The sequence below is a fragment of the Tenacibaculum sp. AWR4_210 genome (genome assembly GCF_056160945.1).
In genome coordinates, this window is record NZ_JBSWYF010000001.1 from 516,328 (window position 1) to 533,806 (window position 17,479).

At 38.8% G+C, this 17,479-nt stretch carries 17 protein-coding genes; 10 read left to right on the forward strand and 7 right to left on the reverse strand.

Annotation, left to right across the window (positions count from 1 at the left end):
• Nucleotide 1 precedes the first annotated feature (1 nt).
• The 3 genes from ACXAG7_RS02310 to ACXAG7_RS02320 all read right to left on the reverse strand — a co-directional run bounded on the left by ACXAG7_RS02310 (nucleotide 2) and on the right by ACXAG7_RS02320 (nucleotide 5,659).
• Nucleotides 2–4,309 (reverse strand): CusA/CzcA family heavy metal efflux RND transporter, encoded by a 4,308-nt coding sequence (locus ACXAG7_RS02310; RefSeq protein WP_476665820.1) that lies wholly within the window; start codon nucleotides 4,307–4,309, stop codon nucleotides 2–4.
• Nucleotides 4,310–4,391: 82 nt separating this feature from the next.
• A complete protein-coding gene (locus ACXAG7_RS02315; RefSeq protein WP_476665821.1) occupies nucleotides 4,392–4,730 on the reverse strand; it encodes a hypothetical protein in 339 nt (112 codons plus the stop codon).
• Between the two features lie 122 nt (nucleotides 4,731–4,852).
• The gene (locus tag ACXAG7_RS02320) at nucleotides 4,853–5,659 is read right to left on the reverse strand and encodes an RDD family protein (RefSeq protein ID WP_476665822.1); all 807 of its coding nucleotides are present in this window, start codon (nucleotides 5,657–5,659) and stop codon (nucleotides 4,853–4,855) included.
• A gap of 22 nt (nucleotides 5,660–5,681) precedes the next feature.
• Here ACXAG7_RS02320 and ACXAG7_RS02325 point away from each other — a divergent pair, with 22 nt between their 5' ends.
• From ACXAG7_RS02325 to ACXAG7_RS02350, 6 genes are read left to right on the forward strand one after another with little or no spacing between them, the layout of a single operon-like run.
• On the forward strand, nucleotides 5,682–6,647 hold the full coding sequence (locus tag ACXAG7_RS02325) for a stage II sporulation protein M (protein WP_476665823.1): 966 nt from the start codon (nucleotides 5,682–5,684) through the stop codon (nucleotides 6,645–6,647).
• Nucleotides 6,647–7,372, forward strand: a complete 726-nt coding sequence (locus tag ACXAG7_RS02330) for a DUF4129 domain-containing protein (protein ID WP_476665824.1) — start codon at nucleotides 6,647–6,649, stop codon at nucleotides 7,370–7,372. Before ACXAG7_RS02325 ends, ACXAG7_RS02330 begins: the two co-directional genes overlap by 1 nt.
• Nucleotides 7,373–8,578, forward strand: coding sequence for a DUF4350 domain-containing protein (locus ACXAG7_RS02335; RefSeq protein ID WP_476665825.1), 1,206 nt, complete (start codon nucleotides 7,373–7,375; stop codon nucleotides 8,576–8,578).
• Between the two features lie 2 nt (nucleotides 8,579–8,580).
• Entirely contained in the window at nucleotides 8,581–9,579 is a 999-nt protein-coding gene (locus tag ACXAG7_RS02340; RefSeq protein ID WP_476665826.1) for an AAA family ATPase, read from the forward strand.
• Between the two features lie 4 nt (nucleotides 9,580–9,583).
• Nucleotides 9,584–10,918: a DUF58 domain-containing protein gene (locus tag ACXAG7_RS02345; protein ID WP_476665827.1), complete on the forward strand. Its 1,335-nt coding sequence runs from the start codon at nucleotides 9,584–9,586 to the stop codon at nucleotides 10,916–10,918.
• 48 nt (nucleotides 10,919–10,966) lie between these two features.
• The gene (locus tag ACXAG7_RS02350) at nucleotides 10,967–11,356 is read left to right on the forward strand and encodes a DUF805 domain-containing protein (protein ID WP_476665828.1); all 390 of its coding nucleotides are present in this window, start codon (nucleotides 10,967–10,969) and stop codon (nucleotides 11,354–11,356) included.
• Between the two features lie 36 nt (nucleotides 11,357–11,392).
• On the opposite strand, the gene ACXAG7_RS02355 is transcribed toward ACXAG7_RS02350, so the two are convergent.
• The 3 genes from ACXAG7_RS02355 to ACXAG7_RS02365 are packed head-to-tail and all read right to left on the reverse strand — an operon-like array spanning nucleotide 11,393 to nucleotide 14,009.
• A complete protein-coding gene (locus tag ACXAG7_RS02355) occupies nucleotides 11,393–11,785 on the reverse strand; it encodes an acyl-CoA thioesterase (protein ID WP_408043922.1) in 393 nt (130 codons plus the stop codon).
• A gap of 11 nt (nucleotides 11,786–11,796) precedes the next feature.
• On the reverse strand, nucleotides 11,797–12,021 hold the full coding sequence (locus ACXAG7_RS02360; RefSeq protein WP_408043923.1) for a CPXCG motif-containing cysteine-rich protein: 225 nt from the start codon (nucleotides 12,019–12,021) through the stop codon (nucleotides 11,797–11,799).
• Nucleotides 11,988–14,009 (reverse strand): vWA domain-containing protein, encoded by a 2,022-nt coding sequence (locus ACXAG7_RS02365; protein WP_476665829.1) that lies wholly within the window; start codon nucleotides 14,007–14,009, stop codon nucleotides 11,988–11,990. The genes ACXAG7_RS02360 and ACXAG7_RS02365 overlap by 34 nt, the downstream gene beginning before the upstream one ends.
• Nucleotides 14,010–14,154: 145 nt before the next feature.
• On the opposite strand from ACXAG7_RS02365, the gene ACXAG7_RS02370 reads away from it, so the two are divergent.
• Nucleotides 14,155–14,496, forward strand: a complete 342-nt coding sequence (locus ACXAG7_RS02370) for a hypothetical protein (protein WP_476665830.1) — start codon at nucleotides 14,155–14,157, stop codon at nucleotides 14,494–14,496.
• Here ACXAG7_RS02370 and ACXAG7_RS02375 read toward each other — a convergent pair.
• Nucleotides 14,477–14,881 carry a group III truncated hemoglobin gene (locus ACXAG7_RS02375; protein ID WP_476665831.1) on the reverse strand — a complete coding sequence of 135 codons (405 nt, stop codon included), beginning with the start codon at nucleotides 14,879–14,881 and terminating at the stop codon, nucleotides 14,477–14,479. The two genes, ACXAG7_RS02370 and ACXAG7_RS02375, sit on opposite strands and share 20 nt — an antisense overlap.
• Nucleotides 14,882–14,949: 68 nt before the next feature.
• Between ACXAG7_RS02375 and ACXAG7_RS02380 the strand changes: the two genes are divergently transcribed.
• From ACXAG7_RS02380 to ACXAG7_RS02390, 3 genes are all read left to right on the forward strand, one after another.
• Entirely contained in the window at nucleotides 14,950–15,546 is a 597-nt protein-coding gene (locus ACXAG7_RS02380) for a Crp/Fnr family transcriptional regulator (RefSeq protein WP_408043927.1), read from the forward strand.
• Between the two features lie 153 nt (nucleotides 15,547–15,699).
• Nucleotides 15,700–17,043, forward strand: coding sequence for an adenylosuccinate lyase (gene purB, locus ACXAG7_RS02385; RefSeq protein WP_476665832.1), 1,344 nt, complete (start codon nucleotides 15,700–15,702; stop codon nucleotides 17,041–17,043).
• A gap of 19 nt (nucleotides 17,044–17,062) precedes the next feature.
• The gene (locus ACXAG7_RS02390; RefSeq protein ID WP_476665833.1) at nucleotides 17,063–17,479 is read left to right on the forward strand and encodes a hypothetical protein; all 417 of its coding nucleotides are present in this window, start codon (nucleotides 17,063–17,065) and stop codon (nucleotides 17,477–17,479) included.

Below are 17,479 nucleotides of genomic sequence, written 5' to 3' on the forward strand. Positions count from 1 at the left end.
CTTATTCATGATTGTAATATTGATATGCTATTACTAGTAAATTGTAATTGTTTACGAGTAACAAATAACTATTCATAACTTGGTAGTACGATCGAAAACTTTGGTTGTACTTATAGGCGTCAATTTCACCAGACTTATACGCCAAGGCTATCTTTGCTACAAAGCTCTTCGCTTTTAGAGCCATCTCCTCCATGGCTACCAATTCTTTATCGAGATAACGCAATTGACGCATTACATTCTCCGATTCATTAGAAATAGCCAGTAGTTGTGCCTTGTTTCGAATCGTCACTTCTTCTTTGCGCAACTTACTTTGTGTCACCTTTGCTCGCGTACTCCAAAAAGACAGTGGAAGTTGCAGTCCTACTTGAAAACCTGTAAAACCAGCATCGCCCGTAACCCTTTTGATTACCCCAGCAGTCAACTGTGGGAAATACCCAGATTTAGACAACGCTATTTGACTGTTAAACACCGCTTCTTTCTGGTGGGTAAGTTCGCTAAATACTCCGGCCAAGGACTCGTTTTTAAGCAGTTGTGATTTTCTTTTAGGTTGCTGTTCTTTAGGTGTGATCTGCCCTTGTATTTGCAGTAGGTTTTTCAAGGAGTTTTCCGCATCAATATAGCTGCGATACGCCGAAGTTTTGGCCGCTTGGGTTTCCAAGTACTGCAAACTCGTCAAGTCATTTTCCACACCGCCAATTTCTCCTGAACTGTGCAATTCAGCACTGATTTTCTTTATGGTCGTGCTCACCGCCTGTTGTTCTTTTAACAATCGATAACGCGCGTACTTGTAATGCCAATCCTGGTATTTTATACGCACTTCTCTAATCAGCTCTCTCTTTTGCAAACTTTTAAGAGTTTGCTGTAAGGCAAATTGCTTTTTTGCCGTATCGAAACTGCGAAAAGCTCCGATAATGGATCCGAAATTCTGATTGGCCGTCCATTCCTTTTCTCTGGTATTGAGACCAACACCTATATTTTGGTATTGCAGCGACATCGGTGCCAAGGCAAAGGCTTTTTGAATAGCAGACTTGCGATTAGCCACAGCGATATCTGCTGTTTTTAATTGTACCGCTTGCTTTAATGCCAGCACAACAGCTTCCTCTTCCGACAAGCGGAGGTCTATTTCCTGTGCATATCCTTCTGATACTCCCATAAGGAGTAATAGACCAAGAAGTACTTTTTTGGGTTTGTTCGGTATTTTCCAATCCTCTACCCAAACGTACACTACTGGTAATACAATTAAAGTTAACAAGGTCGCTGAAAGCAAACCTCCAATGACCACGGTTGCCAGTGGTTTTTGAACTTCGGCTCCTGCTGAGGTTGACAATGCCATTGGAAAAAAACCAAAAGAAGCCACCGCTGCAGTCATTAATACTGGGCGTAAGCGAATAAGACATCCCTTGCGAACAACCTCGGAAATGGACCAACCTCCTTCTTCCTTTAAACTGTTAAACTCCGTAATCAGTACGATTCCATTTAGCACAGCCACACCAAACAAGGCTATAAAACCAATTCCAGCCGATATTGAAAAGGGCATATCACGAAGGTATAATGCGATGATCCCCCCTATTGCCGACATCGGAATTGCTGTAAAAATCAACACGCTATACTTTAACGAACGAAACGTTAAATACAGCAAAAAGAAAATCAACAACAATGCAATAGGCACGGCAATAGCCAAACGCTCCTGGGCTTCTTCCATATTTTTAAACGTTCCGCCATAGGTTATATAATACCCAGGTTCAAATTTCATTTTGGTCGCGATTTCAGCTTTTAATTCCTTTACGATACTTGCAACATCCCTACCTCGCACATTAAACCCAATGGTAATACGACGTTTTGCATCATCTCGCTGAATTTGATTAATACTAGATTTATAGGTCACTTTGGCTACACTTGCCAAGGGCACTTGTTCACCATAAGGAGTCGCGATGTATAAGTTACGTAAATCGGTAATATCTGAGCGACTGTTTTTCGCCATGCGCACCACGAGGTCAAAACGGCGCTCACCTTCGTAAACAACACCGGCAAACTGACCGGCAAATGCCGCATTGATAGCCTTATTCACCTCGGAAACATTCAATCCGAACAAGGCAATTCGCTCTCTGTTGTACTGAATTACAATTTGCTCCAAACCGGTCATTTTCTCTATATACAAATCTTCAGCACCTTTGATATTGGGAATAATATTCCCCAAACCATTGGCATACTTGACTAACTCCTCTAAGTTTTCACCGTAAATTTTTAAAACAACGTCCTGTCGAGCACCCGTCATCAATTCGTTAAATCGCATTTGAATAGGCTGCTGAAAACCGTATTCAACTCCAACCATTTTTTCATCGAGCAAGGCTTGCATCTTTTCGGTCAAAGCAGTTTTTGAAGCTGCGCGAGTCCACTGCGATTTGTCTTTTAAAATTACAATCATATCAGAGGCTTCTATAGGCATAGGGTCGGTAGGAATTTCAGAAGATCCGATGCGACTCACAATTTCCTCGATTTCATCGGGAAAAGCCTCCATTAATAAACTACTCGACTTGTTGGTGATATCTATAGAATGCGTTAATGAACTCCCCGTAGAAACAACGGTTTGTACAGCTAAGTCTCCTTCGTCTAACGATGGTATAAATTCAGAACCCATTGTAAAAAACACTCCTAAACTCCCTATAAAACATCCCAGTGCGGCTATTACAACCTTTCTTTTGTGTTTTAGAGCCATTACAAGCAGTGGCTCGTACTTTGATCTAAAAAACTGCATTAACCGATCTGAAAATGTTTGCTTCACTTGAATATCCTTACTCAAAAACCAGGCGCTCATCATCGGAACATAGGTCAATGACAACAAGAAAGCACCGAGAATAGCAAAACTCACAGTAATTGCCATGGGTTTAAACATCTTTCCTTCAATGCCTACCAAAGCTAATATTGGCAAATACACGATTAATATGATCAATTCTCCAAAAGCAGCACTCGTGCGAATTTTTGAAGCCGCTTGGTACACCTCTCGATCCATCTCTTCTTGCGTCAGTGACCTACGTTGTTTTCCTTTTGACAAGAAATGCATGGTTGCCTCTACAATAATCACTGAACCGTCGACAATAATTCCGAAATCAATGGCTCCCAAACTCATTAAATTTCCAGATACGCCAAAGAGTTTCATCAAACTTATCGCGAACAACATCGCCAGCGGAATCACAGAGGCCACGATAAGCCCTGCTCTAAAATTCCCTAAGAGCAGTACTAAAATAAAGATGACGATCAAAGCGCCTTCGATGAGGTTTTTACTCACCGTACCTATGGCCTTATTCACGAGTTTAGAACGATCCAAAAACGGTTTGATAACAACCCCTTCTGGAAGGCTATTTTGAATTTGCTCCACGCGTTTTTTTACCTGCTCAATAACCTGAGAAGAATTTGCACCTTTCAGCATCATTACGATGCCTCCCACAACTTCACCATCTCCGTTTCGGGTCATTGCTCCATACCGCGTGGCATGGCCAAATTTTACGGTTGCAATATCTTTAATACAAATAGGAGTTCCGTTCTGGGTGTGTTTTACAGCGATCTTTTCTATCGCCGAGACATCTTCTATGAGTCCTTGACTTCGAATAAAATAGGCTCGAGGATTTTTATCAATATAGGCACCTCCAGTGTTCTCATTATTTTTTTCAAGCGCCGTTACCACTTCAGCGATGCTGATTCCTAGGGCTTTTAATTTTTCCGGATTTAAGGCCACCTCATACTGTTTTAGAAAGCCACCAAAACTACTGACATCAGCAACGCCTTCTATACCTAACAACTGCCGTCTTACCACCCAATCTTGCAAGGATCGCAATTCCATACTGGAAAACCTGTCCTCATAACCCGGTGTAGGAAAAATGGAATACTGATATATTTCTCCAAGCCCCGTTGTCACAGGAGCCATTTCAGGTACTCCAATCCCTGCTGGAATTTGACTTTTTACATCGGCCAGACGTTCGCTTATTTGCTGCCTTGCCCAATAAATATCCGTTTGATCTTTAAATACGACAGTAACAACACTCAAACCAAATCGAGAAAAGGAACGCACCTCTTCCAACTCGGGAATATTAGCTACTGCCAACTCAATAGGAAAGCTTACTAAACGCTCAATATCTTGAGCAGACTGTGAAGGTGCACTCGTTATAATTTGCACCTGATTATTGGTGATGTCCGGCACTGCATCAATTGGAAGGTCACGCAACGAAACGGTTCCCCATCCAATCAAGCCTAAGACAAACACAACAATAATCAATTTATTTTTTATTGAAAATTTTATGATGTTATCTAACATGAAAAGTAATTTAAACATTATGTATTGACACGTTAACCACGTGTACTCTTACCCGATGTAAGTACCGGGGACGGACTAATGTTTAAACTCTGGGCGGTTGAAAAATATCTACCAAATAATTAGAAAGAAAGGTCTGTTGGTAAGACACAGGCGGTTTTTGAACTACTCCCACCACGGGCAATACTTCAAAATCAAACCACGCAGGAATAAATTCCAAGGACAAATTTACCACAGAGCAATGATGATGGTGTTTTTTATGTTCATCTTCATTACTATCATTTTGATGATGCAAATCTTCGTGTTTAGCATCCATCAACTCGTGTTGTTCAGCATCGTCGTACACCACAATATCATTGTGTGCTTGCATTGGTGGCGCTAGCAATAACAGGGTGACTAATACGAGAATAACTTTCTTCAACATCTAACAAAGGTAGTAATAAATCTTTAACAAATGAAGCGTATACAGCTCAAAAAAACGCAGTCTTCTGCAGTTCTTCAAAGAAAAACGAATGATTGCCATTAAAAAGAAGCATTCTCTTAACACTACATATTTTGCGTATAATAATTATAATCCTTTAACACGATATCGATAAACTCAAAATCTGTAAGATTTTCGGCCGTTATTCCGGTCACTTCTTCTACTTTGAGCTTTAACTTCTTTATGGTCTTGTAATCTTTAGTTTTACGCGCCTTTCTGTAGGTATCCTTTATAATACGAGCATCGTTATCAGACAGTTTAATGACCGCAGCAAACTTCGGCTTATATGTTTCTGATATATTCTCTAAAATGGTATGTGAAAACTTCACTTCATCTTTCAGAGTCACTACCGTAGTATTGGCTGCAAAATCTCCGATACGCTGGTTATTCTTTGTAAATAGGATCATAAAAAAACCTATCATTTTCCCCATAAAAAACAAGACATATAAAAGCGCCTCTAAATGTGACATTCCAAGCGCATAGACATAGACTCCTATTAAGAAAAACAAATTAAAATCAGCAATTCGCAAAAACCAACGAATGAGATAATCGGTAAATGAGGGCTTAAACCCATCTTTTGTGATCACTCTGATTTTCAAGGCTCTTTTCCCTAAGGTTTGTCCATTCATCAAGACTTCCTGATACAAAGAGTACAACGTAACCGGTAAAAACAGAACCACTGTCACGGCCTTTACTGACCAACCATCTTCTGTAGCTTCCAACAATCGTAAATTAAAGAGCTGCATCACAAAATACACATAAGCAAACTTTAGTATATTGTCAATAACAAAAGCCCCTAATCGGAGTCCCACATGTGCGAGTTCAAAGTTAATTTTTACATTTTGTGTGGTATTTACTTGCAGTCTTTTCATACATTATTTATTTTTGTTCTCTATGAGAGAGGTAGCTTTTATTAAGCAAAATAAAGAAAAATGGCTTGAATTTGAAGAAGTAATTTCAAAGAAAACTGAAAAAAGCCCAGATGAAATTGCGGATTTGCATATTAAAATCATGAACGATTTGTCATATGCACAATCCTTTTACCCTAAGAGCAAGGTAGTTACCTACCTCAATAAGCTCGCAAAAAAAAGTTATGGAAAAATTTACCACACCAAGAAACAGGATAAAAACAATTTATTCCATTTCTTTTTTGACACGGTTCCTTTAATCGCTTACAAACGAAGAAACTACATCTACATTTCTTTTGCATTCTTTTTTATCTGCTTTTTTATCGGACTGTTGTCTACATTTAACGAAGAGAACTTTGCTAGAGAAATATTAGGGAATGCCTATGTGGATGAAACCTTAGAAAATATTGCGAGTGGTGATGCCCTGGCCATCTATAAAGGCGGCAGTACATGGGGATCTTTTATCGGAATCTTTGACAACAATCTCCGCGTCGGGCTCAACATGTTTTTGTCTGGATTGTTTATCGGAATAGGAACCGGATATTACATTTTATACAACGGTATCATGGTTGCGGTTTTCCAGGCCTTCTTTTACCAACACAACAGCTTTTACGACAGTATCAAAGGAATATGGATCCACGGTACTTACGAAATTTTCGCTATGGTAATAGAAGCCAGCGCTGGTTACATTATTGGAGGTAGTTTATTGTTTCCGGGAGCTCTTAAACGAATTGAGTCGTTAAAAAAGGGACTACGTGAAGCCTTTTTCCTCTTTATAAGTACTATTCCCTTCACCTTTGTCGCTGCTTTTTTAGAAGGGTATGTCACGCGACTTTACAATCAAATTCCAGCAATTATTTGTTATATTATAATCCTAGCTTCTTTGGCAAGTATCAGTTATTACTATTTGGTACTGCCCTTTAAAGTAGCTTCAAAGCACCATTTGCGCTAATGAAAAAACATTTACTTTCTTGGCTGATAGTACTAATGAGTTTTTCGGCCATTCAAGCGGCGAACCGCGCAACAACATTACAGCAAACCAACCCTAAACCGAACATTGAATCGGCTAGTATTCAGGAGAGACGTCAATTTAAAGAAAATCTCAACGAGAAATATTCTGGTAGGGACTTTACCTATATTGAAGAAGAAACCAAAAAGGAAGAAACGGAAGATAAAAAATCAAATTCGTCCAGTGGCAAGGCATTTATCGATCTTTTAAAGGGGATCGGAACTATACTCCCCTACCTACTCATCCTATTTGTCGTATTTATTTTAGTGAAGAGCTTTATCGGGGAAGATTTTGATTTCTGGAACAAAAGCAAATCAAAAATAGCTCAAGGAGCTGAGTTTTCCACGGAGGAGGAAGTAGACTTAATTGATAGAACCGGTTACGAAAAAGCTTTACAAAATGCGATTGCGGCAAAAAATTTCCGCTTGGCCACACGCTTCTATTACCTGATTCTATTACAGCGTTTGAACGAAAAAGAACTGATACAATATCACAAAGACAAAACGAACTCGCAGTACTTGTTTGAATTGAGCCAAGCTTCTCAACGCAAACATTTCACCTACCTTGTGTACCTGTACGACTACGTATGGTACGGTGAGTTTCCTATCAATGAAGTCGAATTTGAACAGGTAACCAACAGTTATCAAGATTTCTTTAAAACGCTATAAATGAAAAAGAATCGCAGCATACCATTTTTTACCTTAGGGATACTTGTCGCATTTTTGACTAGTTGTTCAAAAACCAACTGGGAGGAAAACTACAGCAAACGGTCTAAAGATCCCTTCGGAACTTTTATCTTATACGAAGAACTACCCGAATTGTTTGACAATAATGAGGTGCTTTACTTGCGTAAAAACATTCACGACTACCTAGATGATATCTATTTTGAAGAAGAATCAGAAATTGCCAATTACTATCTCATCAAAAAAAACGATGCTAGGTTGGACTCTGTTAGTGTGGCTAGCTTACTTAACTTTGTAGCGGCAGGTAATGATGCACTTATTTCTTTGGACCATTTTGGTGAAGAACTAAAAGACGCCCTCCATTTTGAAACGAAAGACGGTTCTGCTTACGGTAAAAACAACCGTAAAAACATGAGCGGAACTTTGACTTTAGACCGCAATCACTTTACTCCTTTTAAAACTGAGTATGACCGCAACCTGCACAACCACTATTTTTCGGAGCTAGACAGCAGCTCGACAAAAGTTTTAGGTTACCAAACCATCGGTAGGAAACACAACCCTAATTTCTTACAAATAAGTTATGGTGATGGTAAAATTTACTTGCACAGCAACCCTATCGTATTTACCAATTATTACTTGCTCAAAAAGGCTAACCGTGACTATGTCGCTCAGGTATTATCGTACCTTCCCAATCGCAACTCGTTTTGGGATCCAGCTATTCGTTCAAGAAAAATGGCCAAAGAAGAGAGTCGCTCTATCTTAAAGTTCTTCTGGAAGCACAATTCGCTAAAATGGGCATTGCTTTTAGGCTTCTTTGGACTGCTGTTGTTCATGCTTTTTAATGCTAGAAGACGACAACGCCCTGTTCCGGAGCTACCGGAATTGAAAAATGCGACCTTAGAATTCACCCATACTATTGCCAACTTGTATCGCCAAGAAGAAAATCACAAAAATATTATCACCAAAAAAATCACGTATTTTCTTGAAAAAATACGTACCAAATATTTGATAGAAACCAACGTACTCAATGATGACTTTATTGAAAAACTCGCTGCAAAATCGGGTAATGAACTGAGTACAACACGCTATCTAATCAACACCATTATTATGCTCAATAAAAAATCGTCATGTAGTCAAGACGAATTATTGCGCCTAAATACATTAATAGAAAACTTTTTTGAAAATCGCTAATTATGGAAAATACAACAAACGAATCTAGTAATCTTGAATTTGAAAACAGGATTGACTTAACAGAGTTACAAGAGAGCGTTTACCAAATAAAATCGCAACTCTCAAAGGTGATTGTTGGACAACAGCGCATGATGGACCATTTAATTGTTGCTTTATTAGCCGATGGTCACGCCTTGATAGAAGGAGTTCCAGGAGTAGCAAAAACAGTTACGGCAAAGCTTTTATCGAATACTATTAGTATTGATTTTAGCCGTATACAATTCACTCCCGATTTAATGCCTTCGGATATTTTAGGGACCTCGGTGTTTAATGTAAAGACCTCTGAATTTGAATTTAAAAAGGGACCTGTATTTTCTAACATGATTTTGATTGATGAGATTAACAGAGCGCCGGCTAAAACGCAAGCCGCTCTTTTCGAGGTTATGGAAGAGCAGCAAATCACTATAGATGGCGTTACCTATAAAATGGACGAGCCTTTTATAGTGCTAGCTACGCAAAACCCCGTAGAACAAGAAGGTACCTATCGATTACCAGAAGCACAACTCGATCGTTTTCTTTTTAAAATTAACGTTGAATATCCAACTGCAGAAGAAGAGCTAGAAATCGTGACCCGTGAGCAAGCACTGATAAACGGAAGCAAACTCGACGCTGTGGAACCTGTGATTTCAGGAGCCCAGATTACGAAATATAGAGCTCTCGTAAAACAGATAAAAGTGGAGCCTCATTTGTTGAAATACATAGCCAATATCGTGGTAAATACTCGTAGCAACTCCTTTTTATTTTTAGGAGCATCTCCTAGGGCTACGATTGCCATTTTAAATGCAGCAAAAGCTTTTGCCGGTATCCATGGAAGAGACTTTGTTACACCTGAAGATATAAAGTCTGCAGCCATTCCAGTGTTGCAACACCGTGTTATTGTAACCCCTGAACGCGAAATGGAAGGGCTCACAAGTACACAAATCATTGAACAAATCATCGAATCCGTAGAAATTCCAAGATAAGCACATGCAGAATTTATACAATTCTTTATTTCTCAACAATCGATTCTTTTACGGGGTCGGAATGCTGAGTATGCTTTTTATAGTAGGATATTTCGTGCCCTTTTTCTTTTGGATAGCTAAATTGGGAGTGTTTTTCTTGGTACTGCTTACCTTGGTTGATATGCTATTGCTGTTCAGCACCAAAAATGCCCTACAATTAGAAAGGATACTCCCTGAACGCTTGTCAAACGGAGATGATAATACGGTACAATTGCACCTTACTAGCAAATATAAATTTAAAGTTAAAGCGGAAATTTTGGAAGAACTCCCCTTTCAGTTTCAATTGCACAACTTTAGTTTAACCAAAAGCTTAACGCGCAATAAAACAGTTCAGATTGACTATATTGTCAGTCCCAAAAAACGCGGTGAATACAATTTTGGTCGTGTGAACATATTCATCACAACCCCATTTCAACTGGCTAGTAAAAAGTTTGAACTAGGAACAGAAAAAACATTGAAATGTTATCCCTCTTTTTTAAAAATACAAGATTTTAGCTTAAAAGCCATCAGCAATAATTTAACTGCTATCGGAAGTCGCAAAATCAGACGACTCGGACACTCCCTCGAATTTGAACAAATCAAAGAATACGTTTCAGGAGATGATATCAGAACCTTAAACTGGAAAGCGACCGCTAAGCGCAACCAACTTATGGTTAACCAATACATAGACGAAAAGTCACAACCTGTTTATGCCATTATCGATAAAGGGAGAACCATGCAAATGGACTTTGACAAGTTACATTTACTCGACTATGCCATCAACGCTACTTTGGCCTTGAGTAATATCATTTTGTCGAAACAAGATAAAGCCGGAATGCTGACATTTGCCGAAAGCGTGGATAATTTTGTCGTAGCTGAACAACGACGCTCTCAAATGAATTTAATTTCAGATGCACTCTACAACGTAAAAACCAAGTTTATCGAGGCGGACTACAGTTTATTATACGCCACTATTAAACGAAAGATTACCAGTAGAAGTTTGCTTTTACTCTATACCAACTTTGAAACAATAGATGCTTTAAACAGACAATTACCATACCTGCGCGCAATTGCGAAAAACCACCTGTTAATTGTTATCTTTTTCGAAAATACCGAATTGATAAATTTTACAGAGCAAAAAGCCAAAACAGACAGCGATGTATACGATAAGGTGATTGCTGAAAAATTCATGTATGAGAAAAAACAAATTGCAAACGAACTCCGCAAATACGGGATACAGTCAGTACTCTCCACTCCTGGAAATTTGACCGGTAACACCATTAATAAGTATTTGGAAATAAAGTCAAGAGGACTTCATTAATTTGTTATATTTGGCATCAATTAACTAAAAAAAACAAAAAGAATTATTATGAATTGGTATTTAAAAGTACTTGAAAATTACGCGAATTTTTCGGGCAGAGCAAGAAGAAAAGAGTATTGGATGTTTACGTTGTTTCACATTCTTATTTTGCTAGCTCTTGCACTTACTGGCGTTGCTACTGAATCGTCAGTATTTATAATTATATGCTATTTATACATCTTGATTACCCTTATCCCTACTTTGGCCGTAGCGGTTAGACGATTGCACGACATCGGTAAAAGCGGATGGTTTTATCTGCTGAGGATGATCCCACTTGTTGGACCTATCTTAATGTTGGTTTGGTTTTGTACCGATAGCGAACACGGAAAAAATCAATGGGGAGACAATCCTAAAGGAATTGGAAACGACAGAGAGATTTCCATGATAGGACGAGAATAAAATAAAAAAAAGAGAAGCTGAGGCTTCTCTTTTTTTTTATTGTTTTTTTAGGCGATCTTTTACATATTCCTTTTCCGTTTTTCCGTGTTGCGTCGGTACGCCGTTTTCATCCAAACTCACCATGATTATTTTATCGATTTCAATAATGGTTTTATGCGTTAACTTATTGCGCACTTCACAAGTTAAGGTGATCGATGTTTTCCCAAACTTAACCACGTCTATACCAATTTCAATAATGTCCCCCTGCTTAGCAGAACTGACAAAATCAATCTCAGACATAAACTTCGTAACCGTCTTTGGGATTTCCAATTGGATGATGGCGTAAATCCCTAACTCTTCATCAATCCATTGCAATAGCCTACCTCCAAACAAGGTTCCATTCGGGTTTAAATCTTCGGGTTTTACCCATTTTCTGGTGTGAAACTTCATAACATTCTTATTTACTGTTCTATACTATTTACCTCAAAATACACGAGCTGCCTTTCTTCTATTGCTAACTGTACTCGAAAAGGGTTGCAACACACTTCACAATCTTCTATATACGATTGCGTCTGAACACTGGTATCTACTAATACAGAAATTTGCTCCCAGCAGTATGGGCATTGAAAAAAGTGCTCTTCCAACATACCGTTTATATTTTTCCGAAATACTTTCTCGTAAACCATTCAGCACTGAATAAACCAGCTATCACTAGTAATATCCAATACCAATCGAGTAAGGATTTCTCTATAAGTTTTTCTGACTGTAATGGCTGTAGGTTCGAGTTTGTAAGCAAGGTGTTTACCAACTCTTCTGTTTGGTCGGAATAAAAGAGTTTTCCTTTCGATTGTGCTGCCAAGAGCTCAAGTTTTTCCTTCGAAGCAGTAGTAAACTGTTCTTCCAAGGAATAAGGCACTATCTCGAAACTCCCGTATCGTTTTAAGTCTTGTCCTTTTACCACTACAATAAAACTGTATTTCCCGGGCTTTAAGCCTTCTAAACGAACTTCAAACACGTTTCCTTTCAAGGAAAACGGAACGCGGGTAACCTCCTTTTTGTCGGAGTCACGAACCTGAATTTCCAGCGCCGCACGTGGATCAAATCGGTAGGTTTCGTCTACGTAATAAGCCGTAAGATCAACAGATAGGTTGGCAGGAACTATTCTATCATAGCGTAATGATAGACGCTCTTTCTTCTCTCTGTCACTCGTAAACTGGACAAAATTCCCTAAAAACTCATCAAAGTCATCGAAATTGTCATTGACTGCAAAGTAGGCTGCTCGCCATTTCCAGAGACCTTCACCCAACAACCAGCTAAATCGCCCTTCTTGTCCATCGAAGGTTACCAGCAACGGTTGCTTCGTATCCAGGCCGGTTATATTTTGATATAACAATACCTTCGCTTCCTTAGTAACGCGCATCCTTCCAAACTTATCTTCAAGAGGTGGGAACTCTTCAAATCCAATATTTTTCTGTACAAAACTCAAGAAATCTGGATTATAAACAGCACCGTAACCTTCTGATTTCTGGATGGCTTGTTTTTTAATTCCCAGGGAACGCGCATTGAGGAAACTCCAATCTGTTTGACTCCCTGTAACGATAAGCATATTAGAAGATCGCGCATCGAATAGCTGTTTAAATTGCTGATTTGGCTGATACGCAATGACCAAATCATAGCTCGCGATATCCTTAACTGCACGAGTTGGTGTTGTAATTGTTACAGATCGTTGTTCGCTCCTTTCAATAGCCTTTTTTAAGGCTCCTAAATCGGGGTGCATAACGGTGCTCACTAATAGCACTTTTGACTTTTCATTGAGGACTTCAATAGAAAAAGAACGGCTGTTATTTTTTGTATTCTTTTCGCTTTTTATCTTTTTTACTACCGCCCTGTAGAACTGAAGCCCCACTTTTTCAGAAGTCACAAAGCACTGTACTTGCTTAAAATTTTTAGCTGCCGATAAAACCAAAGGTTCTCGATAAACCAACTTGCTCTTGTGGTATAATTCAAAAACGGTATTCACCGTCTCTTTACCTTCGTAATTCACCTGAACCTCCACCGGAAATTTATTACCGATATAACTGTATTTATTTACGTTTACACGCTCAATACTCAGGTCTTCTACTGCGGTAGTATCACCAATAACCAAAGGGTAAATCGGAGCTGAAAACCTTTCTAACTGGTAGGCATTCCCTTTCGTTTGGTTACCGTCTGTGATCAAAACTTGCACGCGATTGCGCTTGTTAAACAGTTTTTCACTTCCTTTCAATGCTTTGGTAATATCCGTATAAGGTTGGTCAAACACTAAACTATCAGGAAGTGTTGTTGGTTGTGCTCCAAAAGCAAATGCAACGAGATCAAATTTGTCTTGTAATTGCTTGTCCTCAAGTATGATTTTTCTAATCTTCTCTACTTGTTCTTCCTTTTTCAGTGCTTTAACTGAAGCCGAATTGTCAAACAGCACATTTAAAACGGGCTTTGTCGTTGTTGTTTCCATAAAAGCCACTGTTGGATTCACCAAAAGCGCCCCAATAAAAAACAGTCCTAAAAATCGCATAATTGCTAAAAACCAAAGGTATTTAGGCCTTGCTTGTTCTCGAAAAAAATAATGAATATAGGTGGCAATTGCACTTCCGATAGCAACGCATACCAATAAAACTACAGTTAATGTCGACACGTAAATTGTTTTAAAGCGTGAAGATAATGATTACTAGATAAAAATACTTCATGCCCTCCAGAATCTTATCAGCCTTTATGATTCAAGTCATAAACTACCGAGCTCATCACGACTAACTTTGTAGAACAATTTAAAAAAACAACTCATGCAAATCACTAATACGATCACCAACAACAAACAAAAGCCAACAACGTTTAACATTTTTCAAACGATAAATCAAGAAATCGAAGCGCAACAGTCTAATGCCATGGGAATCGCCATCATACTCATTATTGCTGGTACCATGATTGCTTCCATTTCAGCGGCATTGGCAGTCCATAAAACCATCGCGTACTTTCCATTAGTATTCACCTGCATTTCTGCTATGGGAGCCAACGCGATGGCCATTAGCCAACGTTCTTTTAAAACGATAGCTTGGTCGTTTATCATTAGTATTACCGGTAATATATTTCTGATTATTTATCAACTTATGACATTGGCGGCTTAGGCTTCGCTTCATACATTCGAAAGAACAACATAGAGGCTATATTTCTAGCGCGTTCTTTGGCTTCATGAGCTTTGGTTCCTACAAATAATTCATCGACAGTGGAGAACCAGAGCTCTAACCACTTACCGAAGTGCTTTTGTTCAATAGAAAATTGGAAGTTTTTATCGACGTCTTGGTGTGCTTTCATTGGATTTCCTTTGAATTTCCTCACAAAAAACAAATTGGTTTCCCAAAAATCAGTCAATTTCTCTAAGTGTGCCTCCCAGGTTTCCTCCGGAATGGTTTGAACAAAAATTGGCCCGACAAAATCATCTCTTTTAATCTTATCATAAAAAGTCGTTACCAACAACTTTACATCTCGTCTCTCTGTAATTTCTCTTTTCACCTGTTAATTATTAAATTCTTGCTCAAAAGTATATCTTTACACCTGTGCAATTTATGACCTAAATCATAATGATTCCAATAGAACTTCTCGAAAAATTTGATGCGCAACTTCGCAACTATACCAAGGGTGAGCTTTTGTTTGCTCAAAATGATACCGCTCGCAATTATTACCAGGTACACGCAGGCGCCGTTAAAATGAATAATTTCAACGACGATGCCAAAGAGTTTATACAAGGGATTTTTTACCAAGGACAAAGTTTCGGAGAACCACCATTGTTTATTGACATCCCCTACCCCGCTAATGCGGAAGCCATGGCGGATTCGGAGGTTTGGGTACTGCCCAAATCAGCGTTATTCAATTTATTGGAACAGCACCCAGCAATACACCTTCAACTGACCACCCAGTTGGCAAAACGCCTCTATTACAAAGCTATTATTGCCTCTGAAATTTCCAATCAAGACCCCGCACATCGCATACTTCGCTATTTTGATTACCTCAAATACGAACTGGCACAAAAAGATAAAAACGAACGCTACCAAATACCGCATACACGTCAACAAATTGCCGATCTGTTAGCGCTGCGTGTCGAAACAGTGATACGAGCTATAAAAACTTTAGAAAAAAAAGGAGCCGTTACCATAGAAAAGCGGAAGGTGTACAGATAAAAACCATTTCGGAATTGCACTGACACAGTTCATAGCTACTGAACCTTTATAGGTCATCGAGAACTTCACGCTGAAATCTGGAAATTTAGTTTATTATTCAAGGTTAAAAAGTTTAGAATTTTTACATTTGTTGTTTCAACACAACAAACAAAAATGAACTTAACACAATTAAACGCCATCTCACCAATTGATGGACGGTACCGCGGTAAAGTTGCGGATTTAGCAGCGTATTTTTCTGAACAAGCATTGATCAAATACCGCGTTAAAGTGGAAATTGAATATTTTATTGCCCTTTGTGAACTTCCACTACCACAATTAGCAGACTTTAACAAAGAACTATACAGTGACTTACGAAATATCTACGAGAATTTCACGGCTGAAAATGCCCAAAAAATTAAGGACATTGAAAAAGTCACCAACCACGATGTAAAAGCAGTAGAATACTTTATCAAGGAAGAATTTGACCGCCTTAACATCGCCCAATTCAAAGAGTTCATCCATTTCGGATTGACTTCACAAGACGTAAACAACACAGCTATTCCTTTGTCTATTAAAGATGCCATGGAAGAGGTGTATTATCCTACGCTCGATACCTTGGTAAGTACCTTAGCAGCTTTATCAGAAGAATGGGCTGAGGTTCCGATGTTAGCACGTACACATGGACAGCCAGCCTCTCCTACGCGTTTAGGTAAAGAGTTTTTTGTCTTTGTAGAGCGTATTAACAATCAAGTTTTACAAGTGCAACACATTCCTCATGCAGCTAAATTTGGTGGAGCTACCGGAAACTTCAACGCACACAAAGTGGCCTATCCAAATATTGATTGGAAGAACTTCGGTACTCATTTTGTAGAAAACATCTTAGGCTTACACCACTCGTTTCCAACAACGCAAATTGAGCACTACGATCACATGGCTGCGCTATACGACGGGTTAAAACGCATCAATACCGTATTAATTGACCTAGACAGAGACGTTTGGACCTATGTTTCGAATGATTATTTCAAACAAAAAATTAAAAAGGGAGAAGTCGGGTCTTCTGCAATGCCGCATAAAGTAAACCCTATTGACTTTGAAAACTCTGAAGGAAACCTCGGAATTGCCAACGCACTCTTCGAGCACCTTGCAGCAAAACTTCCCGTTTCACGACTACAACGCGACTTGACGGACAGTACTGTATTGCGAAATGTGGGTGTTCCTTTTGGTCATACCATTATTGCATTTACGGCAACCTTAAAAGGATTAAACAAACTCTTGTTAAACCAAGCTAAGTTTGAAGAGGACTTGGAAAACAACTGGGCAGTAGTAGCAGAAGCTATTCAAACCATATTGCGTAGAGAATCGTACCCGAATCCTTACGAGGCATTGAAAGGTTTGACTCGAACCAATGAAAAGATCACGAAGAACTCTATTGCTGCTTTTATAGATACTTTAACGGTCTCTGAAGACATCAAAGCTGAGCTCAAAGCTATCAGTCCATCAAATTACACTGGAATTTAAATTTTACTATATATATATCATGAGAGTAACGATTTTAGTACTTCTTAGCCTCTGCTTATACAGTTGCGGAACTGAAACCAAAGGCGATCCTTTGCGCTTCAGAACAGGAACTTTTGAAATTCCGGCCAGTGACTCGTACGGAAAAACAACCATTAGGCGTGTAGACAGTCTTCAAATTGAAGAATACACAAAAAAGATAAGTATTTCCACAGACAGTTTGGTTACCCAAAAAGAAGAGAAACACATCGATACCCTCTATATCTCATGGAAAAATAATTTTGCATATACCCTGCGAATGAAATCGCCGAAAACAAAACTAGACAAAGACCCTATTTTTGTACAAATCACCAAAGTCACTAACGACTCTTATGATTTTACCGCGCGTATAGGCTATTCAAAATTCAAACAAAAAGGAACCGTTTATAAATTAAATTAA

What these genes read in the sequence shown, in the direction of transcription:
- ACXAG7_RS02310 (WP_476665820.1), bottom strand. Translation starts at nt 4,309, where the DNA reads ATGTTAGATAACATCATAAAATTTTCAATAAAAAATAAATTGATTATT.
- ACXAG7_RS02315 (WP_476665821.1), bottom strand. Translation starts at nt 4,730, where the DNA reads ATGTTGAAGAAAGTTATTCTCGTATTAGTCACCCTGTTATTGCTAGCG.
- ACXAG7_RS02320 (WP_476665822.1), bottom strand. Translation starts at nt 5,659, where the DNA reads ATGAAAAGACTGCAAGTAAATACCACACAAAATGTAAAAATTAACTTT.
- ACXAG7_RS02325 (WP_476665823.1), top strand. Translation starts at nt 5,682, where the DNA reads ATGAGAGAGGTAGCTTTTATTAAGCAAAATAAAGAAAAATGGCTTGAA.
- ACXAG7_RS02330 (WP_476665824.1), top strand. Translation starts at nt 6,647, where the DNA reads ATGAAAAAACATTTACTTTCTTGGCTGATAGTACTAATGAGTTTTTCG.
- ACXAG7_RS02335 (WP_476665825.1), top strand. Translation starts at nt 7,373, where the DNA reads ATGAAAAAGAATCGCAGCATACCATTTTTTACCTTAGGGATACTTGTC.
- ACXAG7_RS02340 (WP_476665826.1), top strand. Translation starts at nt 8,581, where the DNA reads ATGGAAAATACAACAAACGAATCTAGTAATCTTGAATTTGAAAACAGG.
- ACXAG7_RS02345 (WP_476665827.1), top strand. Translation starts at nt 9,584, where the DNA reads ATGCAGAATTTATACAATTCTTTATTTCTCAACAATCGATTCTTTTAC.
- ACXAG7_RS02350 (WP_476665828.1), top strand. Translation starts at nt 10,967, where the DNA reads ATGAATTGGTATTTAAAAGTACTTGAAAATTACGCGAATTTTTCGGGC.
- ACXAG7_RS02355 (WP_408043922.1), bottom strand. Translation starts at nt 11,785, where the DNA reads ATGAAGTTTCACACCAGAAAATGGGTAAAACCCGAAGATTTAAACCCG.
- ACXAG7_RS02360 (WP_408043923.1), bottom strand. Translation starts at nt 12,021, where the DNA reads ATGGTTTACGAGAAAGTATTTCGGAAAAATATAAACGGTATGTTGGAA.
- ACXAG7_RS02370 (WP_476665830.1), top strand. Translation starts at nt 14,155, where the DNA reads ATGCAAATCACTAATACGATCACCAACAACAAACAAAAGCCAACAACG.
- ACXAG7_RS02380 (WP_408043927.1), top strand. Translation starts at nt 14,950, where the DNA reads ATGATTCCAATAGAACTTCTCGAAAAATTTGATGCGCAACTTCGCAAC.
- purB (WP_476665832.1), top strand. Translation starts at nt 15,700, where the DNA reads ATGAACTTAACACAATTAAACGCCATCTCACCAATTGATGGACGGTAC.
- ACXAG7_RS02390 (WP_476665833.1), top strand. Translation starts at nt 17,063, where the DNA reads ATGAGAGTAACGATTTTAGTACTTCTTAGCCTCTGCTTATACAGTTGC.